Below are 22576 nucleotides of genomic sequence, written 5' to 3'. Positions count from 1 at the left end.
ATGACGCTGTCGCTCTACCTCGACACCGAACGCTGGCGCACCCACCAGCGCTCCGTCCTGGCCGAGTTCCCCGGCCTGGTGCCGGTGGCGAAGGGCAACGGCTACGGCCTGGGCAACCACCGGCTGGCCGAGGAGGCGACCCTCCTCGGCACCGGTGTGCTGGCCGTCGGCACCGCGTACGAGGCGGCCGACGCGGCCGACTGGTACGGCGGCGAGCTGCTGGTCCTCACCCCGTACCGGGTCGGCGAGGAGGTGCTGCCGCTGCCGCACGCCCGGGTGATCCGGACGGTGGCGAGCCTGGACGGGCTGCGTGCGCTGCGCGGCTCCCGGGTGGTGCTGGAGTGCATGACCACCATGCGCCGGCACGGCGTGAGCGCGGCCGACCTGCCGGTGGTCGCCGCCGAGCTGGACGGCGTCTCCTTCGAGGGCCTGGCGCTGCACCTGCCGATGGACCGGCCGGACGGCTCCTCCCCCGTGGACGAGGTCGCCTACTGGGTGGACACCGCCCGGGCCGCCGGGGTGCCGGTGCACACCGTCTTCGTCAGCCACCTCGGCGCGGCGGGCATGGAGGAGCTGGGCCGGCGCTACCCGGACACCGTCTTCCGGGCCCGGATCGGCACCCGGCTCTGGCTCGGCGACCACGGCGCGCTGGAGGTCCGGGCGACGGTGCTGGACGTCACCCCGGTGGCGAAGGGCGACCGCTACGGCTACCGCCAGCACCCGGCGCCGACCGACGGCCACCTGCTGGTGGTCGCCGGCGGCACCGCGCACGGCATCGGGCTGGAGGCGCCCAAGTACGTGCAGGGCATGTCCTCGCGGGCCAAGGGGATCGCCCGGGCCGGCCTGGCGACGGTCAACAAGACCAAGTCGCCGTTCAACTGGGCCGGCAAGCAGCTCTGGTTCGCCGAGCCGCCGCACATGCAGGTCTCGCTGCTCCTGCTGGACAACGAGACCAAGCCGCCGGCGGTCGGCGACGAGCTGACCCTGCAGGTCCGGCACACCACCACGCACTTCGACCGCGTGGTGGACCGCTAGGACCCGCCCGGCCGCTACGGCCCGGTGGTCTCGGCCGGTTCCGGGGTGTACGGCTCGTCGAGCCACTGCTCCGGGCCGGCCGGCGCGTATCCGGCGTAGCTCGCCTCCTCGTTGAGCTGCCGGGCGGTGCCGAGCACGAAGACGTCCGGGGCCTGGTCGAGCACCCCGCCGGACGGGTCGTCGCTGCCGTCCCAGCGCACCGGGTCGCGGTCCGGCAGCAGCACGTCGCGGATCACCATCCCGACCAGGTAGAGCGTGCCGACCAGGTGCAGCGCGATCGCGAAGTGGTACCAGGACTCGCCGATCCCGTGCTGCTTGGGCCCGGTGACGAAGCCCAGGTGGGACCAGATGCCCAGGGTGTAGAGCACCTCGCAGGCCTGCCAGATCAGGAAGTCCCGCCAGCGCGGCCGGGCCAGCACCGCGAGCGGGATCAGCCAGAGCACGTACTGCGGCGAGTACACCTTGTTGACCAGGACGAACGCGGCCACCACCAGGAAGGCCAGCTGTGCGACGCGCGGGCGGCGGGGCGCCGAGAGGGCGAGCCACCCTATCCCCAGGCAGCAGAGCACCATCAGCACCCCGATGTAGAGGTCGAGGTCCTCCAGCCCCACGCCCCGGCTCTGCATCAGGATCAGCCAGAAGGAGCCGTAGTCCTCCTTGCGGTGCTTGCTGAAGACGTAGAAGGTCGACCAGCCCTGCCAGTTGGCCAGCATGATCGGCAGGTTCACCAGCAGCCAGGCGCCGACCGCCCCGCCCAGCAGGGCCCGGAACTCGCGCCACTTCCCCGCCCGCCAGCAGAGCATCAGCAGCGGGCCGAGCAGCAGCAGCGGATAGAGCTTGGCGGCGGTGGCCAGGCCGATGAAGACCCCGGCCCAGACCGGGCGCGAGCCGGCCCACCAGGCCAGTGCGACGGCGGCCAGCGCGACCGCCAGGAGGTCCCAGTTGACGGTGGAGTTGAGCAGCAGGCCGGGCGCGAGCGCGAACAGCAGGGCGTCCCAGGGGCGGCGCCGGTGGGTCCGGGAGACGGCGACCACGGCGACCACCGCGCAGGCCATCAGCAGGCCCGCGTTGATCGCCCAGAACCACTGCTCCTGGGCCTGCTCGGTGCCGCCGCCGGGCGTCAGCCAGGCCGCGACCTGCATGAACAGGCCGGTCAGCACCGGGTATTCGAGGAACTGCAGATCGCCCGAGGTGCCCGGGATCCGGTCCACGTACGGGTGCAGCCCGGCCGCGAAACCGCGGCCGCCGAACAGGTGCGGGATGTCGCTGTAGCAGGCGTGGATGTACTGCGGCGACCCCGGCTGGAACCAGGCGCCGTTGTAGCAGGGCAGCTTCTGCGCCATGCCCAGCACCGAGACCACGATCACCACCAGCGCCAGGAAGCGCGCCGGGATCCACCAGGAGACGCCGAGCAGGGCGCGCCGGCCGGGCGGGCCGCCGATCACCTCGCTGCCGGCCGCGGCGACCGGATCCTCGTCCGCCGGGACGACCACGGTGTTGGCCGGGGGCACGGCCGCGGCGGCGGAGACCGGGCCGGGCGCTGCCGGAGCCGCCCCGGCGGCCTCGATGGGCCCGATCTGGCCGACGGATTCGTCAGGATCGCTCGACGTCATGCCGGACATCCTGCCGCACCTCCCCCGGCTGGACGAGGAGGCCCCCTGAGCGGCTTCGGCCCGATCGGGCCAATCGTGACGAAACGGCGGTGGCGGCCCTCCGGAGAGGACCGCCACCGCCGTTCAGCGCTGTTCGGCGCCGTTCGGAACGTCCCGGCCGAGCGCTACCCGGCGCGTCAGGGTGCCGCCCCCTGCGGGCCGCCGCCGGGCGTCGCGCTGGACGACTGGCTCGGCTTGTTCGTCTTGGAACTGGAGGGGCTGGCCGAGGACGAGGACGGTGCCGGCTGGCTCGAGCCGCACAGCCCCGGGATGAGGCAGGTGGGCGAAGAGCCGCCACCGCCGCCGCCAACGCCACCACCACCGGGCGGGTTCGTCTTGGTCGCGGGCGGCGTCGTGGGCACCGTGCCCGGGCAGTCGACGCCGGGAACGCAGGACGGGCCCTGGGTCGTGGTCGGTACCGGCGGCTGCGGGGCACCCGGCTCCGGAGCGGTGGTCGCCATGGTCTCGGTCGCCGAGGGCGAGGTCGTCGGCGAGGCCGTGCTCGGGGCACCGGAGGAGTCGACCTGGCTGCCGACCGGCTGCGGCGCCGGGAAGTCCATCTTCTTCTCGTTGGCCAGCGCCACCTTCATGTACCGGGTGAAGATGTCGGTCGGGATGTCACCACCGTGGATGGACTCCTTGCCGCCGGTGCCGTTGAGCGAGAGCCGGTTGTGCGCCGACGGGTCCTCGCGCCACATCGCGACGCTGGTGGCCAGCTGCGGGGTGTAGCCGACCCACCAGGCCGACTTGTTCTCGTCGGTGGTACCGGTCTTGCCGGCCACCGGACGGCCCAGCGTGCTGGCCTTCTGACCGGTACCGTTCTTCGCCACGTTCACCAGCACGTCGGTGACGTTGTCCGCGACGACCGGCTCCAGCGCCTGCTTCGCCTCCGGCTTGTTGAAGCCGGGGCGGGCGGCGCCCTGCCACTCGACCTTGGTCACCGAGTAGGGGTCGGTCTGCTTGCCGCTGGCCGCGAGGGTGGCGTAGGCGTCGGCCATCCGGATCGGGCTGATGCCGGAGGTGCCGAGCGGGAAGGTCGCGGTCTTCGTGTCGACGAAGCTCTCCTTGCGCACGCCCATCGCCTCGGCGATGTTGGCCACGTTCTGGCCGCCGACGTCCTGGTTGAGCTGGACGAACGGCACGTTGTACGACCACTGCATGGCCTGTCGCAGCGAGACGTAGCCGGGCTTGCGCTTGTCCTCGTTCTTCTGCCGGTACGGCTTGCCGTCGTCGCCCATCACCAGCGAGCCGTCCGGCTTGCGGATCTCCGACAGGTCGTCGGCCAGGTAGCGGCTGTCGGCGTTGATCCGCTTCGGCTTGCCGTTCTCGGTCGCGGTCTGCACCCCGGTCTGCATCGCCGCGGCCAGCACGAAGGGCTTGAAGGTCGAGCCGACCTGGACGCCCTGGGCGTCGGCGTTGTTGTCGAAGTGCTGGTTCTCGACACCGTCGCCGCCGTAGATCGCGACGAGCGCGCCGTCACCGGGGCGGATGCTGGCCGCACCGAACTGGACGAAGTTGTCGTTGTCCGGGCGCTTCTGCACGTTGAGCGTCTCGCCCTTGACGTCGTCCACGGCCTTCTTGAGGGCGTCGACCTTGTCCTTCTCGAAGGTGGTGTAGATCTTGTAGCCGCCCTTTTCGAGCGCCTGCGCGTTGATCGTCGAGTCCTTCGACATGACGTACCGGTTGGCGACGTCGACCAGGTAGCTGATCTCGCCGTTCATGTTGGTCGGCGGGACCTTCTTGATCGGCTCGGGGAAGGTCGTGCACTTGGCACGCTCCTCGGGGGTGGTGTTCTTCGTCTCCACCATCCGGGTGAGGATCCAGTTCCACCGCTCCACCGCGCGGTCGTGGTTGCCCTTGATGCTCGGGTCGTACAGGTTGGCGCCCTTGAGCAGGCCGGCCAGCATCGCGCTCTGGCAGAGGTCCAGGTCCTTGGCGTTGACGCCGTAGTACGCCTGGGCGGCGGCCTGCGCACCGGTTCCGCGGCCGAACCAGCTGGTGTTCAGGTACCCCTTCAGGATTTCGGGCTTCTCGTACTCCTGATTGACCTTCAGGGTGATGAAGAACTCCTTCACCTTGCGGTCGAGGGTCTGCTCCTGGCTGAGATACGCGTTCTTCACGTACTGCTGGGTGATGGTCGAGGCGCCCTGCGTCTGGCCGCCCTTGGCCATGTTGTAGGCCGCGCGCGCCATGCCCATCGGGTCGATGCCGCTGTCGGTCCGGAAGGTCGAGTTCTCCGCCGCGATGACAGCGTTCTGCAGGTTGGGGCTGATGTCGGCGAGTTCGACGATCTGACGGTTGGTCTCACCCTTGCGGGTCATCTCCGTGCCGTCGGCCCAGTAGTAGATGTTGTTCTGGTCCTTCACCAGATCCTTCAACGGCGGGATCGTGGTCTGCTGGTAGATGAAGAAGACCGTGCCGACGCAGGCCGCGAAGACGACCAGGAACGCCGTGAGCCACTGCCGCCAGGACGGCAGCCAGCGACGGAAGCCCTGCTTGCCGAAGCGCGGGTAGTCGATGAACCGCTTCTTGCCGGGCTTGCCGCCCCGGTCACCGCCCGCACCGGCGCCCGCGCTCTCGGCGCCGCCGCGCTTGCCGCCCTTCTGGGCCGCCTTGCGCATCTCGGCGCGGGTCATCCGGGGCTGCTGAGCGGTCTCGCGGACGCCCGGGGGGCGCCGCCGGCCGAGACCTTCCGAGCCCAGCTCGTCCTGTCCGGCACCCATCGGCCGACCGCTGTCGTCCGGAGGCTGCCCGCCGTTGGGCGACCTGCGCCGTCGTTCGCTCATGTTCCAGCTACTCCTCGCCAGGCGGTCGAGCCTGAAGGCAGGGTTCACGTCCGATGCCCGTAACCGCCCTAACCCCGGAGGTGGTCCTCGTGCACACGCGACAGCGTACGCAGCCGAGAAATACAACTAATCGGGCATCAGGTGCCAATGCCCGCAAAACGGCAACAGATCATTACACGCCCGTTGCCAAGCACACCCGCGCGTCGCCTTGTGATCACATTCACGCGTGCCCCCCTTGCCCCGCCGGGGACCCAGGTTTACTGTTCTCGATATATCGAGCCGATACATCGGAGCGGCATACCGCCGGAGACGGCGGGTCACGGACCGGCTGAGGGGAAGGAGGACGACGGCATTGGGCAGGCGCTCAGGAGTGCTGGAGTTCGCCGTTCTCGGCCTGCTCCACGACGCCCCGATGCACGGATACGAGCTGCGCAAGCGGCTCAACGTCCTGCTCGGTTCGTTCCGCGCGTTCTCCTACGGAACGCTCTACCCCTGTCTGAAGAGCCTGGTGGCCCAGGGTTTCCTGGTCGAGGACAACCCGGACGTCGAGTACGTCCCGGCCACCGCGCTCAACGGCAAGCGGTCCAAGATCGTCTACCGACTCTCTCCCGAGGGCAAGCAGCGATTCGAGGAACTGCTCGCCGACTCCGGCCCCGACGCCTGGGAGGACGAGCACTTCGGCGTCCACTTCGCGTTCTTCGGCCAGACCGACCGGGCCGTGCGGATGCGCGTCCTGGAGGGGCGCCGCAGCCGGCTGGAGGAGCGACTGGAGCGGATGCGCAACTCGCTCGCCAGGGCGCGCGAGCGGTTCGACGACTACACCGTCGAACTGCAGCGGCACGGCCTGGAGTCGGTCGAGCGCGAGGTCCGGTGGCTCAACGAGCTGATCGAGACCGAGCGGGCCAACCGCACCGGCCGGACCGGACCGTCCACCGACGGGACCGGCCCCGCAGTACCCAAGACTTCGGACGGCCGTGGCCAGGAGGACGGATCCCCGGATCCGCCCGGGCCACCGTACGACCGCCCGGGGCGCTCCGCCCAGGAGCGCTGACACCGCGTCAGCCCTGTGCCACGCGGCAGGAGTGGGCGCCTCGCGCGCCCGTCAAAGAGTCATCGAAGAAGCAGGACGAGTGCCGCCGAGCCCCGGCGGCCCTCATGAGATCACAGGGAGCAACCGGAATGGGTTCGGTTCGCGTAGCCATCGTGGGCGTGGGCAACTGCGCCGCGTCGCTGGTGCAGGGTGTCGAGTACTACAAGGACGCCGACCCGGCCGGCAAGGTCCCCGGGCTGATGCACGTCCAGTTCGGTGACTACCACGTCCGTGACGTGGAGTTCGTCGCCGCCTTCGACGTCGACGCCAAGAAGGTCGGCTTCGACCTGGCCGACGCCATCGGCAGCAGCGAGAACAACACCATCAAGATCTGCGACGTGCCGCCGACCGGTGTGACCGTCCAGCGCGGCCACACCCTCGACGGCCTGGGCAAGTACTACCGGGAGACCATCGAGGAGTCCGACGAGGCCCCGGTCGACGTCGTCCAGATCCTCAAGGACAAGCAGGTCGACGTTCTGGTCTGCTACCTGCCCGTGGGTTCCGAGGCCGCGGCCAAGTTCTACGCGCAGTGCGCCATCGACGCCAAGGTCGCCTTCGTGAACGCCCTGCCGGTGTTCATCGCGGGCACCAAGGAGTGGGCGGACAAGTTCACCGAGGCCGGCGTGCCGATCGTCGGTGACGACATCAAGTCCCAGGTCGGCGCCACCATCACGCACCGCGTGATGGCCAAGCTGTTCGAGGACCGCGGTGTCATCCTCGAGCGCACCATGCAGCTGAACGTCGGCGGCAACATGGACTTCAAGAACATGCTCGAGCGCGAGCGCCTGGAGTCCAAGAAGATCTCCAAGACGCAGGCCGTCACCTCGCAGATCCGCGACCGCGAGCTGGGCGCCAACAACGTCCACATCGGTCCGTCGGACTACGTGGCGTGGCTGGACGACCGCAAGTGGGCGTACGTCCGCCTCGAGGGCCGCGCCTTCGGCAACGTCCCGCTGAACCTGGAGTACAAGCTCGAGGTCTGGGACTCCCCGAACTCGGCCGGTGTCATCATCGACGCCGTGCGCGCCGCGAAGATCGCCAAGGACCGCGGCATCGGCGGCCCGATCCTGTCGGCGTCCTCGTACTTCATGAAGTCCCCGCCGGTCCAGTACTTCGACGACGAGGCCAAGGACAACGTCGAGAAGTTCATCCGCGGCGAGGTCGAGCGCTGAGCCTGCGGCTCCTAGGCGCCTGAACGGGCCCACGGTCACCGACCGTGGGCCCGTTCACCTTTTCACGGCGAATGTTTCACGTGAAACACAGGCCGGTTCCATGGCAGTCTGGGCGGGTGGCGATCACGGAGAACGGCAACACCCACCAGACCGCGCACAGCGCCACGCTCCTCGACCTGCTCCGCGGACGCGACTTCCGCCGCCTGCTGACCGCCCGGGTGCTCTCCCAGCTCTCCGACGGCGTCTTCCAGGTCTCGCTCGCCGCCTACGTCGTCTTCTCCCCGGAGAAGCAGTCCTCCCCCGCCGACATCGCCTCGGTGCTGGCGGTGATGCTGCTGCCGTTCTCCGTGATCGGCCCGTTCGCCGGGGTGCTGCTGGACCGCTGGCGCCGCCGGCAGGTGCTGTTCTACGGCAACCTGGCCCGGTTCGGGCTCGGCCTGGTCACCGCGGCGCTGCTCCTCATCGAGGCCCCGACCTGGCTCTTCTTCGCCTCGGCGCTGCTGGTCACCGCGCTCAACCGGTTCATCCTGGCCGGTCTCTCCGCCGCCCTGCCACGGGTGGTGCACCAGCGGCAGCTGGTCACCGCCAACGCGCTCTCCCCCACCCTGGGTACGGTCGCGGCAGCCGTCGGCGGCGGCCTGGGCTTCCTGCTGCACCAGGTGATGGCGCCCGGGCCCAGGGCCGACGCGGCGCTGGTCACGGTCGCCGCCGTGCTCTACCTCACGGCGGCGCTGGCCGCCCTCCGGATGCACCGGGACCTCCTCGGCCCCGAGCACCACGCGGACCGCCCCGCGCTCGGCCAGGCACTGGCCCGGGCCGCCCGCGACCTGGGTGCGGCCGTCACCCACCTGGTGCGGGACTGCCGGCCCGCCGTCCACGCACTGGCCGCCGTGACCGCCGCCCGGTTCTGCTACGGCGTGCTGATCGTCATGGTGGTGATGCTCGCCCGCTACACCTTCAACGACCCCGCCGACAGCGCGGCCGGGCTGGCCACGCTGGGCCAGGCGGTCGCCCTCTCCGCGGCCGGCTTCTTCGTCGCCGCGGTGATCAGCCCCTGGTGCACCCGCCGGCTCGGGCTGGCCGGCTGGATGACGCTCTGCCTGGCGGCGCCGGTCGTCTTCGTGCCCGCGCTCGGCCTGGGCTTCTCGCTGGTGCCGTGCCTGATCGCGGCCCTGCTGCTCGGTGTGGTCACCCAGGGCACCAAGATCTGCGCCGACACGGTGGTCCAGGAGTCGGTCGAGGACGACTACCGCGGGCGCGTCTTCGCCATCTACGACGTGCTGTTCAACGTCGCCTTCGTGGCCGCCGCCCTGGTGACGGCGCTGGTGCTGCCGCTCTCCGGCCGCTCCGTCGCGGTCGTCGCCGGCGTCGCCCTGGTGTACGCGCTGGCCGCCGTCCTCTATCTGCGGGCGGCCCGGCGGACCGGCCCGCTCCCCGGTGACCAGGCGGTCTGAGAGCCTGTACCCCCTCAAACCGGCGGCGTCGGCACGAGTCGCTAAGGTACGTCAGATCTGTCGGAGCGACAGCACACTGTCTCGGGGGACAACCTGATGAGCACACCGCCCGGTCCGTACGGGCCGCCACCCCAGTACGGCTACCCGCAGGCACCCCCGGGACACCCCGGCCCGCCGCCGGCCCCCCAGGCGTACGGTGCTCCACCTCCGCAGTACGGCCAGCCGCAGCCGGGCCCCACCGGCTACGGGCAGCCACCGGCGTACGGCCACCCGGCCGCACCCCCGCCCGGCCAGCCCGCGCCCCCGTACGGGCAGCAGCCCCCCTACGGCCCGCCGCCCGGGGGCCAGGCGCCGTACGGACAGCCGCCGTACGGGCAGCAGCCGATGGCGCCGATGCCCGCCGAGCCGGTGAAGAAGACCAGCGCCAAGACCAAGCTGAAGCTCGTCGGCGGTGTGCTCGGCGCGATCGCCCTGGTCGTCGGCTACTTCGTCAGCGGCCCGAGCGTCAGCAGCGCCAAGGCGGGCGACTGCGTCAAGGCGAGCGGCTCGCGCGACGTCGAGATCGTCAAGTGCACCGATGCCAAGGCGAACTACAAGGTGCTGTCCACGTACTCCGGCACCACCGACACCAACCGCTGCAAGCAGACCGTCGGAACCACCAGCACGGTCTCGGGCAAGAGCGGCCGCCGCTGGAACAAGAAGCGGTACGTCCTCTGCCTCGGCCCGCTCTCACCCGGCGTGCCGCCGGCCAAGAAGTCCTGACCCGTTCGCCCAACCTTCCCCGGGGGACCCTTTGTCCGTTCCACCGCCCCAGATGCCGTACGGCGCGCCACCGCCCGCCGACAACAACAACCCGTACGCCGGCGGCAGCCCGTACGGCGCCCAGCCGCCCGGCTACGGCTACCCCGCCGCCCCGCAGCAGGGCGCACCCGGGTACGGCGTGCCGCCCCAGGCCCCGCCGCCGCAGGCCGCCCCGCCCGGCTACGGCTACCCGGCCGCCCCGCAGCAGGCCGGTTACGCCCAGCAGAATCCGCAGGGCGGGCCGGTCTGCCGGTTCTGCGGCGGCTTCCCGGCCGTGAACACCACCGTTCGCGGGCACCAGGGAATCGTCATCATCATGCGGTTCCTGAAGCAGCCGGGGCCGTTCTGCCGCACCTGCGGGACGGCGGTCGTGCGCGACATGTCGGCCCGCACGATGGTGCAGGGCTGGTGGAGCTACCTGGGCTCGATCTTCACGGTGGCCACCCTGCTGCGGAACCTCGCGGCGCACAACAAGATCAAGGACCTGCCGCCGCCCGCCCCCGGCACCCACGGCCCGCAGCTCGACCCGGGCGCCCCGCTGACCAAGCGCCCGCACATGCTGATGCTGCTGCTGCCGGTCTTCTCGATCATCACGACGATCATCCTGATCGCGACCGGCGCCCTGCTCAACGACAACATCCGCAACGACAGGCCGTACCACCCGCTGGTGATGCCCTCGCCGACCGCGGTGAGCATCCCCCCGATGCCGTCGTTCTCGCTGCCGCCGATCCCGGAGATCACCACCCCGGCCGTGCCGAAGCCCTCGTCGGCCGCGGCGAGCACGGTGCCCGACGACATCGACCGCGCCAAGGCCGGCGACTGCCTGCGCAACGAGAACGGCACCAGCGCCACCCACGACCCCAACCCGCGGATCACCATGCTGCCCTGCAGCGACAAGCGCGCCCAGTACAAGGTGCTCCGCAAGATGCTCGCCACCAGCGACGACAAGGTCTGCGACAGCGTGCCGGACTCGGACAGCAGCTACACCCGGACGTCGTCCTCCGCCGCCCTGAGCTACGTGCTCTGCCTGCAGGGGATCAACGGCTGACGGTCCGCCGCCGCGTGCGCGAAAGGGGTGGTCCCGGGATTCCGGGGCCACCCCTGTCGGTGCGGTTGGCGCCGTTGGCGCCGTTGGCGCCGTTGGCGCTCAGCCCTGCTGGGCGGCCCACCAGGCACGGAGCGCGGTGACGGCCTCGTCGTGCTCCATCGGGCCGTGCTCCAGCCGCAGCTCCAGCATGTGCTTGTACGCCTTGCCGACCTGCGGGCCCGGCTTGAGCTCCAGCAGCTCCATGATCTGGTTGCCGTCCAGCGCCGGACGGACGGCGTCCAGCTCCTCCCGCGCCTTCAGCTCGGTGATCCGCTCCTCCAGCCCGTCGTAGGTGCGGGAGAGCGCCGCGGCCTTCTTCCGGTTGCGGGTGGTGCAGTCGGAGCGGGTGAGCTTGTGCAGGCGCTCCAGCAGCGGCCCGGCGTCGGTGACGTAGCGGCGCACCGCCGAGTCGGTCCACTCGCCGCCGCCGTAGCCGTGGAAGCGCAGGTGCAGCTCGACCAGGCGCGAGACGTCCTCGGTCAGCTCCTTCGAGTACTTCAGCTCGCGCATCCGCTTGCGGGTCATCTTGGCGCCGACCACCTCGTGATGGTGGAAGGAGACCCGGCCGTCCGACTCGAAGCGGCGGGTGCGCGGCTTGCCGATGTCGTGCAGCAGCGCGGCCAGCCGCAGGGTGAGGTCCGGGCCGTCCTGCTCCAGGTCGATGGCCTGCTCCAGGACGGTCAGCGAGTGCTCGTAGACGTCCTTGTGGCGGTGGTGCTCGTCCCGCTCCAGCTGGAGCGCCGGCAGCTCGGGCAGCACGTGGCCGGCCAGCCCGGTGTCGACCAGCAGCCGCAGGCCCTTCACCGGGTGGGCGGCCATCAGCAGCTTGTTCAGCTCGGCCTGGACCCGCTCGGCCGAGACGATGGTGATCCGCTCGGCCATCGCGGTCATCGCGGCGACGACCTCGGGGGCCGGGTCGAAGTCCAGCTGGGCGGCGAAGCGGGCGGCCCGCATCATCCGCAGCGGGTCGTCGGAGAAGGACTCCTCGGGGGTGGCGGGGGTGCGCAGCACCCGGGCCTCCAGGTCCTCCAGCCCGCGGTGCGGGTCGACGAAGCCACGGCCGGGCAGGTCGACGGCCATCGCGTTGACGGTGAAGTCGCGGCGGACGAGGTCCTGCTCGATGGTGTCGCCGTAGGTGACCTCGGGCTTGCGCGAGCTGCGGTCGTACGCCTCGGAGCGGTACGTGGTGATCTCGATCAGGAAGGACCCCTCGGGGGTGTCCTTGCGCGCGCCGACGGTGCCGAAGGCGATGCCGACGTCCCAGACGGCGTCCGCCCAGCCCTTGACCAGCTTCAGGATCTCCTGCGGGCGGGCGTCGGTGGTGAAGTCCAGGTCGTTGCCGAGGCGCCCCAGCAGCGCGTCCCGGACCGAGCCGCCGACCAGCGCGAGCCGGTGACCGGCCGCCTGGAAGCGGCGGGCGATCTCGTCGGCGACCGGGGACACCCGCAGCAGCTCCTGCAGACCGAGGGTCTGCGCCTCGCTCAGGCCTTGGACGACCTGGGTGGCGGTGCTGGGATGATGGACGCCGGACTCGTGGGGCTCATTGGCAGTGGACACGGCTCACAAGGGTACGTGCCCCGGCGGCCCCGCCGCCCGCGCGTTTTCCGGTGCTCACCACAAGGCCCGCAACACTGCACCCCCGGCTGCATCGTTACCATGCCGGTGGAGCGAGTCGCGGCACCGACGAGGGGCCGCGGTGCCGCGTGCCAGTACGGCCGACCGGAGCATGCCCGGTCGCATTTCTTCACCGCTGATCCCACGGCCGGCCTCTCCGGCGGGCGGGGAACCGGCGGCATCACAGCATCAAGCAGCGAGCGATCGAGAACGGCGAGGGCGAAGCGCGTGAGCGAGGTGGGCGCATGAGCGAGCGAAGCGAGCGAGCCGACAACAGGTGCGCGTCTCGCGAAGCGACCGCCGAGGGCAGCGAGGTGGGCGCATGAGCGAGCCGGCACGGCACTCGGGCCTGGAGGCGTACGGACCGACCCACGAACGCGGGCCCGCGCGCCGCACGGCGCGGACCGTGCGGCGGTTCGCGGCCGTGCTGGGCGCCGTGCTGGCGCTGCTGCCGGCGCTGCCGGCCGCCGCGCTGCCCGCCGGGGGCCCGCGCCCCGCCGCCGATTCGGGCGTCTCCGCCGAGTACCCGGTGGTGATGACCATCGAGGCGGTGAACAAACCGGTGGCCGTCCAGAACGGCACCGTGACGATCTCCGGGCACATCACCAACGGCGGCAAGTCGGTGCTCAAGTCCGCCCACGCGGCGGTCCGCAAGCCGTGGCTGGGCAAGCCGCTGACCACCCGCAGCGAGCTGGCCTCGGTCACCACCCGGACCAGCCCGGCCGGCGCGGACGGCGTCGACCTGGAGAGCCCCCAGTACGCGCTCAACGAGCTGGGCCCGGGCCAGACCCAGCCCTACACGCTGAGCGTCGCGGTGAGCGACCTCGAACTCTCCGGCGAGGGCGTCTACGAGCTGGCGGTGGACGTCTGGGGCTCGACCGCGGACAACCAGCACGACCGCCCGCTGGGCATCGCCCGGACCTTCCTGCCGTACGACCCGACGCCGACGGACGCGCAGCCGTCCAAGGTCGCCACCCTCTGGCCGCTGGTGCACGCGCCGGTGCTGGTCGCGCAGACCATGTCCGACAACGACCAGACCATCCCGGTGCTGCGCGACGACAGCCTGGCGGCCGACTTCGCGCCGGGCGGCCGGCTGTACGAGCTGGTCGAGACCGGCTCGTCGATGACCGGCCTGACCTGGGTGATCGACCCGGACCTGCTGGACACCGCGTTCGCGATGTCCAAGACGTACCGGGTGCAGAAGCCCGGCACCGAGAAGAGCGACAAGAAGGCGGCGAAGGAGGAGAACACCTTCGTGGGCACCGGCTCGGCCGCCGCGACGGCCTGGCTGGAGAAGCTGCGGGCCGCGGTGGCCAAGAACGGCAGCCAGGTGGTGGCGCTCCCCTACGCCGACCCGGACCTCGCCTCGATCGCGCACAACGCCGCCGAGCTCCAGGGCGTGGACACCGCGCTCGGCAAGGCGACCACGGCGGGCCGGCTGACCGTGGAGGGCCGGCTCGCGGTGGACACCCGCTCGGACGTGGCCTGGCCCTACCAGGGGTACCTGGACCAGCAGATCTCGGCCATGACGCAGCGCACCGGCAGCGGGCTGGTGCTGGTCAACGGCGCGAGCTTGCCCGAGCCCGACTCGCTGAAGTACACGCCGACCGCGGTCCGGCCGATCGGCAACGGACTGAACGCGGCGGTGGCCGACGAAACGGTCTCGGCCCTGTTCGAGACGGACCTCAACGCCCCGCAGGCGCAGACCCTGGCGGTGCAGCGGTTCCTCGCCGAGACGTTCGTGATCTCCCGGCAGGAGCCGCAGAACCCGCGCGGCCTGCTGGTGATGCCGCCGCGCGAGCTGACCGCGGACACCGCCAAGGTGCTGGCCACCGCCGTGCAGGCGGCGCAGGCCGGCAAGTGGGTGGAGCCGGTCAAGCTGGACGTGATCGCCCAGGGCCCGGCCGATCCGAAGGCCAACACCAACGTCCCGCCCGCCACCGACTACCCGGCGCAGGCCCGGGCCTCGGAGCTGCCGTCCTCGGTGATGACCGACACCGTCGAGATCCAGAGCAAGCTGGATCTCCTGATGCGCGTCCTCACCCTGCCGCAGCGGGTCCGCGGTCCGTTCAGCGCGGCGATGGTGCGGTCGATGTCGACCGAGTGGCGCCACGAGGCCCCGGCCGGCTCCGTCTACCGCGACGGGGTGAAGCGCTACCTCAAAGAGCTGACCGACGCGGTGAACGTCCCGGAGAAGACCTCCATCACCTTCGCCGGGGACACCGGGGTGCTGCAGGTCAGCGTCCGCAACAACCTCACCCAGCCGGTCACCAACCTCAAGCTGGTGCTCCGTCCGACCCAGGCCAACCGGCTCAAGATCCACCCGGCCGAGGAGCTGGTGCTGCCCGCCTCGCAGGGCGTCACCCTGCGGTTCCCCGCCGAGGCGCAGAACAACGGGCCGGTGACCGTGACCGCCGAGCTCTGGACCACCGGCCCGAACCCGCAGCAGTACGGCGAGGCACGGCAGTTCACCGTGGAGGTCACCTCGGTGACCAACGGCGTGCTCTACGTCTTCGGCGGCGGCCTGGTACTGCTCCTGCTGGCGGCACTGCGGTTCTTCCGCCAGCGCAAGCGTCGCGCGGAGAACGGCGACGAGGGTGACGAGCCGATCGGCGACGCGCCGCTCGTGGACGGCCCGGCGGCCGGCGAGGAGGCCGACACCTCGGAGGAGGACGACGAGGGAGCGGCCCCCGCGGGGGGTGCCGGACCCGGCGACGCCGGGCGGACACCGCGCGGCAGCAGCACAGATGGCCGGGATCGGGCCACCAGCAATGAGAAGGTTGGTCCTTGATACCGCCGACACCCGCCCGATGACGGGTCGGCCTCCCCCACGACAGCGAAGAGGTGACATGACCGGGCGCAGCGAGGAGCGGCCGCCGGGCCGCGGTGAGAGCCGGCCGGGCGCCGAGTCGCCGTCCGGCGACTGGTACGTGGCCGACACCTACGCCCAGGACCCGTACGCGGCCGACGCGTACCAGGGCCCCGGGGACGGTCAGGATCCGTACGGCCTGCGGGCCGCCCGGCCCGCGGCGCCGCAGCCGCCGGCCACCGCGTACGACGTGCCGCCGCAGCTGCCGCCGCAGGGCGGCGGCTACCCGACGCCGGTGCCGCCGGCGTCGTTCGCCCCGCCCGTCCCGCCGGTGCAGCCCGGCTGGGACACCCCGCCGCAGCAGGCCGCGGCCCAGCAGCAGGCCTCGGTCTCGGCGCAGCAGCAGGTGGCAGCCCAGCAGCAGGAGCCGGCGGCGGACTGGCAGGAGCCCCGCGCTCCGTGGGCGCGGCAGGCGCCGGTCGGCAGCCAGTGGGCCGGACCGCAGCAGGGACAGCAGGACCAGCAGTGGCAGCCGGGCCCGGCGCACTCCGCCTGGGACTCCGAGTCCACCGAGTACGTGGGCGTGGACGCGCTGTTCGGCGGCGCCCAGGCCGCCCCCGGCGGCCCCGCCGCCCCGGCCGCCGAGGTCCGTCCGCCCGCCCAGCAGCCCCCGGTCCAGCCGCTGCTCGCCCAGCCGCCCGTCGCGCCGGCGCCGTTCCCCTCGTCCGCGCCGTTCCCCCCGGCCGGCGCGTACCAGGGCGGACCGGGCCAGCACGGCCACCACGGCGGGCCGAGCGGTCCGAACGGCACGGACGGGCAGCGCCCGTTCGTGCCCCCGATCGAGTTCGACCCGCCGCTCTCCGAGGAGGAGGCCACCATGCAGGTGGCGGCGGTGCAGATTCCGCCCGCGGTGGAGCCCCTGGAGGAGCTGGCCGCCGAGGAGCACGCCCCCGCGGCACCCGCTCCGGCGGCCGGTGGCGGCGGCAAGGTCGCCAGCCTGCTCAGCTCCAGCGCGATCATGGCGGCCGGCACCCTGGTCTCCCGCGGCACCGGGTTCCTGCGGACGATGGTGATCGCCGCGGCGATCGGCCTCGGCGTGATGGGCGACTCGTACAACGCCGCGAACACCCTGCCCACCCTGCTCTACATCCTGATCGGCGGCGGCGCCCTGAACGCCGTCTTCGTGCCGCAGCTGGTCCGCAGCATGAAGAACGACGCCGACGGCGGCACCGCCTACGCCAACCGGCTGCTCACGCTGGTGATGGTGGGTCTGGCCGGTGTGACCTTCGCGGCCGTGCTCGGCGCACCCCTGCTGGTCCAGTTGATCGCGCACCCGCTGATGAGGAACCCCGCCAGCGCCGACACCACCGTGGCGCTGGCCCGGTACTGCCTGCCCACCATCTTCTTCATGGGCATCCACGTGGTGATGGGCCAGATCCTCAACGCCCGCGGCCGGTTCGGCGCGATGATGTGGACCCCGGTCCTCAACAACGTCGTGGTGATCTTCACCTTCTCCGCGTACCTCTGGGTCTTCGGCAGCTTCGGCGGCACCAAGGTCACCCCGGAGACGATCTCCCCCGAGGGCGTGCGGCTGCTCGGCATCGGCACGCTGGTCGGCCTCGCCGTCCAGGCGATGGCGATGGTGCCCTACCTGCGGGCGGCCGGCTTCCACTTCCGCCCGCGGTTCGACTGGCGCGGCCACGGCCTGGGCAAGGCGGCCCGGCTGGCCAAGTGGACGTTCTTCTTCGTCCTCGCCAACCAGGCCGGCTACCTGGTCATCACCCAGCTGGCCACCGCGGCCGGGAACGCCGCCGAGAAGGGCGGCCACGGCGGCGTCGGTCTCTCCGCGTTCTCCAACGCGTTGCTGATCTGGCAGCTGCCGCAGGCGGTGATCGTCGTCTCGATCATGAGCGCGGTCCTCCCCCGGCTCTCCCGGGCCGCCGCCGACGAGGACGCCGGCGCCGTCCGTGACGACCTCTCGTACGGGCTGCGCACCACCGCGGTGGCGGTCGTCCCGGGCGCGTTCCTGTTCCTCTCGCTGGGCCCGGCGATCGGCCGTGCGATCTACGCGGTGGGCGGCAACGACGTCGCCCTGGACAACGCCACCAACGTCGGTCTGATGCTCTCCGCGTTCGCGCTGGGCCTGATCCCGTACTCGGCGCAGTACGTGATGCTGCGCGGCTTCTACGCCTACGAGGACACCCGGACGCCGTTCTCCAACACCGTCTGGGTGGCGGCCTGCCAGGCGGCCTTCTCGCTGGCCTGCTGGTTCGTCCTGCCCGCCGAGTGGGTCGTCACGGGCATGGCGTTCGGGTACGGTCTCGCCTACGCCATCGGGGTGACGGTGGCGGTGCCCAAGCTGAAGAAGAAGATCGGCGGGCTGGACACCAAGCGGATCGGCAAGACCTACACCCGGCTGATCACCGCCTGCGTCCCGGCCGCGCTGGTCGGCGTGGGCGTCAGCCTGGCGGTCCAGCAGGTCATCGACGGCTGGCTGGGCAGCGTGCTCACCATCGTCGTGGCCGGCGGCCTCCAGCTCGCCGTCTTCGTGCTGATCGCGAAGAAGCTCCGGATCGAGGAGCTCAACGCCATGCTGGGGATGGTCCGCGGCCGACTGGGCCGCTGACCACCGCACCAACCGGTCGTACCGGCCACCGCCCTGACCGGGCGTCAACCGGACGGCCGGGCTTCTCCGCCCCGATGGGGCGGGTACTGGGCCGCCCTCCGCGCCCGGGGTCCTCCCGGGCCCGGAATGGCGGCCCAGTGCCGGATCTGCACCACATCTCTCCACCATCGCGCAACCACGTGGACCTTTCAGCGGTCGTACCCGGTGGAGAAGAGTGGGCACAATTGACCTGGAGCACGGGGCCTCGGCCCGATCGGCTCCAGCGACTCTCTCAGGCCGGGGCTACACAAGGGGAGGCAGGACCACGGTGGCTGATGGCACCAAGGCGGTCGTCGACACGTCAGCAGCTGACGGGGCGGCGGACGAGGCCGCACTGGCCGCGGCGATCGACGAGCTCGCCGGCGAGACGGGCCGGGCCACCGCGGCCGGCAAGGCCACCGAAGCCGACCAGGCCGACGCGCCCGAAGCCGACGGCGAGGCCGGCACCGGGAGCGGTGACGACCGCGGCGGCGACGACGCGCCGTCCCCCACGGCCTCCGCCGGCGAGGAGACCTCCGAGATCACCGCGCCGCTCTCGACCGACGAGATCCGCGCCGAACTGGCCGCCGGCGACCGCGCCCGCCGGGCGGGCACCGCCGACGGCGCCACCGCACGCCCCGCCGGCCGCCCGCCGCAGGACCCGCAGCCCACCCACGACCCGCGCGAGACCGGCACCCTCCCGAAGACCCTGCCGGCCCCGCTGCGGCACAGCGGCGACAAGATCGGCAACCGGTACCGGCTGGAGGAGTGCATCTCCCACACCGAGACCTTCAGCAGCTGGCGCGCGGTCGACGAGAAGCTGCGCCGGGCCGTCGGCGTCCACCTGATGGCCTCGGGCCACCAGCGCGCCCGCAAGGTGCTGGCCGCCGCCAAGTCCGCCGCGCTGCTCGGCGACCCGCGCTTCGTCCAGGTGCTGGACGCCGTCCAGGAGGGCGAGCTGGTCTACGTCGTGCGGGAGTGGCTGCCGCACGCCTCCGACCTCGCCAAGCTGCTCGCCACCGGCCCGATGGAGCCGCACGAGGCGTACCAGATGGTCCGCCAGGTCACCGACGCGGTCGCCGCCGCCCACCGCCGCGGCCAGGCCCATCTGCGGCTCACCCCGCGCTGCGTGCTGCGCACCGACAGCGGCCAGTACCGGATCAACGGCATCGCGGTCGACGCCGCCCTGCGCGGCCTGCCCGACGAGGTCGCCGGCGAGGGCACCGACGACGCCGAGCGCACCGACACCCGTGCCATCGGCGCCCTGCTGTTCGCCGCGCTCACCCACCGCTGGCCGTTCCCCGAGGACCGCTACGACCTCAAGGGCCTCCCGAGGAACCTCCGCGACGTACCGCCGGACCAGGTCCGGGCCGGGGTCCACAAGGGCCTCTCCGAGCTGGCCGCTCGCGCCCTGCTGGACCAGCCGCCGCACCACGCCGAGCCGATCACCACCCCCGAGCAGCTGGCGAAGGCGGTCGCGCTGATGCCGCGCATCCGCCAGCCCGAGCCGGAGCTGCCGGCCTTCACCGCCCCGCCGCGGCACAACACCCACGCGCTGCCCACCGCGCCCAACCCGACCCGGGTGATCGCCGCCCCCGGCGCCGCCACGGCCCCCGCCCCGGCCCGGACGGCTCCGGTCCGGCGGACCCGGCGGCGGCTGCGCCGGGTCGCCAAGATGACGGCCTGGACGGTCGCCCTCGGCGCGATCGGCGTCGCCTCCTGGCAGCTGGTGGACAGCCTGCGCAACAACGGGTCGACCGTCTCTGCCGCCCCCGACCCCACGGTCAGCTCCGCCACCCCCACCGCGCACACCGCCACGCACGCCCCCGTGGCGATCCCCGTCAAGGAGGCCCAGTCGTACAACCCGCTGGGCACCCAGGGCCCCGAGGGCACCTTCTCCCTCTCCAAGGCCTTCGACGGGGACACCTCCACCGTCTGGACCACCTTCGGGTACCAGGATCCGTTCGGCCCCACCAAGCCGCTCAAGGAGGGCACCGGCCTGCTGATCGACCTCGGCTCGCCGCAGGCGGTCAGCTCGGTGAACGTCCAGTTCGTCGGCACCACCACCGCCGAGCTGCGGGTGCCGGGCGCCTCGGCCGCCGCCGACCCGCTGGGGGCCCGGCCGAGCGACTTCACCCTCCTCGGGAAGAAGTCCGGCACCACGGTCGACTACAGCGTCGACAGCCCGGTCACCACGCGCTACCTCTTGCTCTGGCTGACCAGCCTGCCGAAGGATAAGGGCGAGTACCGCGGCCAGATCGCCGAGGTGAAGGTCTTCGGCTGACGCGGGGCCGCTGCGGTGGCACGGGCACGGCAGGCACGACGAGGGGTGGCAGTGGCGGACGGCACGGAACCGGCGGACGACGACGCGGCGCTGCTCGCCCGGCACGTCGCCGGCGACCGGGACGCCTTCGGCCTCCTGGTCGACCGTCACCGCGACCGGCTCTGGGCGGTCGCCCTGCGCACCCTCGGCGACCGCGAGGAGGCCGCCGACGCCCTCCAGGACGCCCTGGTCTCCGCGTTCCGCTCCGCCCACACCTTCCAGGGCCGCTCGGCCGTCACCACCTGGCTGCACCGGATCGTGGTCAACGCCTGCCTGGACCGCGCCCGGCGCGCCGCCACCCGCCGCACCAAGGCGCTGGACGACGACCCGCAGCGGCTGGACGCGCTGGTCGGTTCCGCCGAACCGGCCGACTCCCCCGTGGTCCGGGCCGAGCTGCACCGGGAGCTGACGGCGGCGCTCGCCGAGCTGCCGGCCGAGCAGCGGGCCGCACTGGTCCTGGTCGACATGCAGGGCTACCCCGTCGCCGAGGCCGCCGAGCTGCTGGGTGTCCCGGTCGGCACCGTGAAGAGCCGCTGCGCCCGCGGCCGCGCCCGGCTGCTGCCGCTGGTCCGCCACCTGCGCGAGGACGGCGCGGCACCGGCCACCGGCACCGCGCGCCGTGACGCCGTTCCACGTGGAACGGAGAGACCGGCCCGTTCCCCGCGGGACGCCGCCGCGCCGCCCGGGAACCCGTCCGGGGCGCGCACCGTCACAAGGACAGGCCCGGACACCGGCCGGCCGATTCTGGAAGGAGATGCGAGCACGCGATGACGGCCCCCCTCTCCTCCCCCGACCCCGGCGAGCCCGTGGACCCCGTGGATCCGCACGCCGCCGGACCACACCCCTCCGCCGACGAGCTGGCCGACCTCGCCGAGGGTCTCATCGAGTCCGCCGACGGGACCGCGGCGCTCCGCGACCACCTGGCCGGCTGCGCCGACTGCCGTGAGACCGCCGAAGCGCTCGCCGAAGTGCAGGCCCTGCTCGGCTCCGCCGAGCCGCCCGCCATGCCCGCCGACGTCGCCGCCCGGCTGGACGCCGCCCTGGCCTCGGCGGCCGCCGAACGCGACGTACCCGCCGAGGGCCCCGACACCCCCCGGAAGGCCCCCGCACCGACCGGACGGACCACCGCCCCGGCCGGCGCGTCCCGGCCCGGAGCCGCCCCCTCCCAGGCCCCCCTCGGGCCACCCGGGAGGCCCGCCGGCTCCGCGGCCACCGGACCGGGCCGCCCACGCTCCCGCCGCCGCCGGATCGGCCTGCTGCTCGGCGCGGCCGCCGTCCTGCTCGGGGCGGGCCTCGGTGGCTCCCTGCTGTTCTCCCCGGCCGACCGGACGGCCTCGGACACCACGGCCGTTTCCGCCGCCGGGGCCGTGCCCAGCGGCGCCCCCGACACCGCCGGGGCCGTGCCCGGCGGCGCCCCCAACACCCCCAGGACCGAGCACGCAGGCACCGTCTACCGGGACGACCAGCTGGCCGCCCAGGTCCGGCAGCTGCTCGCCCGGACGGGCGTCACCCCCGACGGCGCCGCCCAGTCGTCCCGGCCGTCCACGGGTACGTCCGACGTACCGCCCGCCGACGGGCAGCAGGGGATCGCCGGCGGGCACAGCGCCACGGCCTGCCCGGCGCCGGGCGCCGGACGGCTGCTCGCCGCCGACTCCGGCAGCTACGACGGCGCCCCGGCCGAGGCCCTGGTGTACGCCCTCCCGGACCAGCCGGAGAAGCTGGACGTCTACCTCCGCGCCCCCGACTGCGGCCCCGTCCTGCTGCACCGCACCGTCCCGGCCCGCTGACCGGTGGTGCCCCCACGATCCACGCTCCGGGCCGTCCGGCGCTCCCACACTGCGGGCACCTGGTACGGATCCGCCTGGGAATGCGAGAGACTGGTCAGTCGTTGTCCCGGGCGGCGGAGCAGGACCGCCCTCCCCGCACCTAACGCGGGTCGCGATGCGAACCAGGAGATGCAGTGAGCGACGTCCGTAACGTGATCATCATCGGTTCCGGCCCGGCCGGCTACACGGCCGCGCTCTACACCGCCCGTGCCTCCCTCAAGCCGCTGGTCTTCGAGGGCGCCGTCACCGCCGGCGGCGCGCTGATGAACACCACCGAGGTGGA

At 72.5% G+C, this 22576-nt stretch carries 15 protein-coding genes; 12 read left to right on the top strand and 3 right to left on the bottom strand.

Going from position 1 to position 22576, the window contains the following annotated elements; translation table 11 throughout:
* Nucleotides 1–1035, top strand: coding sequence for an alanine racemase (locus tag ACZ5WK_RS38340; RefSeq protein WP_465554883.1), 1035 nt, complete (start codon nt 1–3; stop codon nt 1033–1035).
* Between the two features lie 14 nt (nt 1036–1049).
* On the opposite strand, the gene ACZ5WK_RS38335 is transcribed toward ACZ5WK_RS38340, so the two are convergent.
* Complete coding sequence (locus tag ACZ5WK_RS38335; protein ID WP_465554881.1) at nt 1050–2648, bottom strand: glycosyltransferase family 87 protein; 1599 nt, start codon at nt 2646–2648, stop codon at nt 1050–1052.
* Nucleotides 2649–2824: 176 nt separating this feature from the next.
* A complete protein-coding gene (locus tag ACZ5WK_RS38330) occupies nt 2825–5473 on the bottom strand; it encodes a transglycosylase domain-containing protein (RefSeq protein WP_465554878.1) in 2649 nt (882 codons plus the stop codon).
* Between the two features lie 352 nt (nt 5474–5825).
* Between ACZ5WK_RS38330 and ACZ5WK_RS38325 the strand changes: the two genes are divergently transcribed.
* From ACZ5WK_RS38325 to ACZ5WK_RS38305, 5 genes are all read left to right on the top strand, one after another.
* Entirely contained in the window at nt 5826–6524 is a 699-nt protein-coding gene (locus ACZ5WK_RS38325) for a PadR family transcriptional regulator (protein ID WP_465554876.1), read from the top strand.
* A gap of 128 nt (nt 6525–6652) precedes the next feature.
* Entirely contained in the window at nt 6653–7735 is a 1083-nt protein-coding gene (locus tag ACZ5WK_RS38320; RefSeq protein ID WP_465554874.1) for an inositol-3-phosphate synthase, read from the top strand.
* A gap of 116 nt (nt 7736–7851) precedes the next feature.
* Nucleotides 7852–9189, top strand: coding sequence for an MFS transporter (locus ACZ5WK_RS38315; RefSeq protein WP_465554872.1), 1338 nt, complete (start codon nt 7852–7854; stop codon nt 9187–9189).
* Nucleotides 9190–9285: 96 nt separating this feature from the next.
* Complete coding sequence (locus ACZ5WK_RS38310; protein ID WP_465554870.1) at nt 9286–9951, top strand: LppU/SCO3897 family protein; 666 nt, start codon at nt 9286–9288, stop codon at nt 9949–9951.
* Between the two features lie 52 nt (nt 9952–10003).
* Nucleotides 10004–11038, top strand: a complete 1035-nt coding sequence (locus tag ACZ5WK_RS38305) for an LppU/SCO3897 family protein (protein ID WP_465554868.1) — start codon at nt 10004–10006, stop codon at nt 11036–11038.
* A gap of 99 nt (nt 11039–11137) precedes the next feature.
* On the opposite strand, the gene ACZ5WK_RS38300 is transcribed toward ACZ5WK_RS38305, so the two are convergent.
* Nucleotides 11138–12562 (bottom strand): CCA tRNA nucleotidyltransferase, encoded by a 1425-nt coding sequence (locus ACZ5WK_RS38300; RefSeq protein WP_465554901.1) that lies wholly within the window; start codon nt 12560–12562, stop codon nt 11138–11140.
* A gap of 451 nt (nt 12563–13013) precedes the next feature.
* Between ACZ5WK_RS38300 and ACZ5WK_RS38295 the strand changes: the two genes are divergently transcribed.
* From ACZ5WK_RS38295 to ACZ5WK_RS38270, 6 genes are all read left to right on the top strand, one after another.
* On the top strand, nt 13014–15482 hold the full coding sequence (locus tag ACZ5WK_RS38295; RefSeq protein ID WP_465554866.1) for a DUF6049 family protein: 2469 nt from the start codon (nt 13014–13016) through the stop codon (nt 15480–15482).
* Nucleotides 15483–16083: 601 nt separating this feature from the next.
* Nucleotides 16084–18126 (top strand): murein biosynthesis integral membrane protein MurJ, encoded by a 2043-nt coding sequence (gene murJ, locus ACZ5WK_RS38290; protein WP_465554899.1) that lies wholly within the window; start codon nt 16084–16086, stop codon nt 18124–18126.
* Nucleotides 18127–18433: 307 nt separating this feature from the next.
* Nucleotides 18434–20428, top strand: a complete 1995-nt coding sequence (locus ACZ5WK_RS38285) for a protein kinase family protein (protein ID WP_465554864.1) — start codon at nt 18434–18436, stop codon at nt 20426–20428.
* Between the two features lie 51 nt (nt 20429–20479).
* A complete protein-coding gene (sigM, locus tag ACZ5WK_RS38280) occupies nt 20480–21238 on the top strand; it encodes an RNA polymerase sigma factor SigM (RefSeq protein WP_465554862.1) in 759 nt (252 codons plus the stop codon).
* Nucleotides 21235–22254: a cupin domain-containing protein gene (locus tag ACZ5WK_RS38275; protein WP_465554860.1), complete on the top strand. Its 1020-nt coding sequence runs from the start codon at nt 21235–21237 to the stop codon at nt 22252–22254. The genes sigM and ACZ5WK_RS38275 overlap by 4 nt, the downstream gene beginning before the upstream one ends.
* 173 nt (nt 22255–22427) lie before the next feature.
* Nucleotides 22428–22576 (top strand): FAD-dependent oxidoreductase (locus ACZ5WK_RS38270; RefSeq protein ID WP_465554897.1); only part of this gene is annotated, 149 nt, incomplete at its 3' end.

This window comes from Kitasatospora sp. NPDC032757, from assembly GCF_055579305.1.
The sequence above is the reverse complement of the archived record's forward strand: the minus strand, read 5'-3'. Positions and strand labels throughout refer to the sequence as shown.

Coding starts and splice junctions, on each gene's coding strand:
- ACZ5WK_RS38335 (WP_465554881.1), bottom strand. CDS start 2,648: ATGACGTCGAGCGATCCTGACGAATCCGTCGGCCAGATCGGGCCCATC.
- ACZ5WK_RS38295 (WP_465554866.1), top strand. CDS start 13,014: ATGAGCGAGCCGGCACGGCACTCGGGCCTGGAGGCGTACGGACCGACC.
- ACZ5WK_RS38340 (WP_465554883.1), top strand. CDS start 1: ATGACGCTGTCGCTCTACCTCGACACCGAACGCTGGCGCACCCACCAG.
- ACZ5WK_RS38320 (WP_465554874.1), top strand. CDS start 6,653: ATGGGTTCGGTTCGCGTAGCCATCGTGGGCGTGGGCAACTGCGCCGCG.
- ACZ5WK_RS38305 (WP_465554868.1), top strand. CDS start 10,004: ATGCCGTACGGCGCGCCACCGCCCGCCGACAACAACAACCCGTACGCC.
- ACZ5WK_RS38275 (WP_465554860.1), top strand. CDS start 21,235: ATGACGGCCCCCCTCTCCTCCCCCGACCCCGGCGAGCCCGTGGACCCC.
- ACZ5WK_RS38330 (WP_465554878.1), bottom strand. CDS start 5,473: ATGAGCGAACGACGGCGCAGGTCGCCCAACGGCGGGCAGCCTCCGGAC.
- ACZ5WK_RS38310 (WP_465554870.1), top strand. CDS start 9,286: ATGAGCACACCGCCCGGTCCGTACGGGCCGCCACCCCAGTACGGCTAC.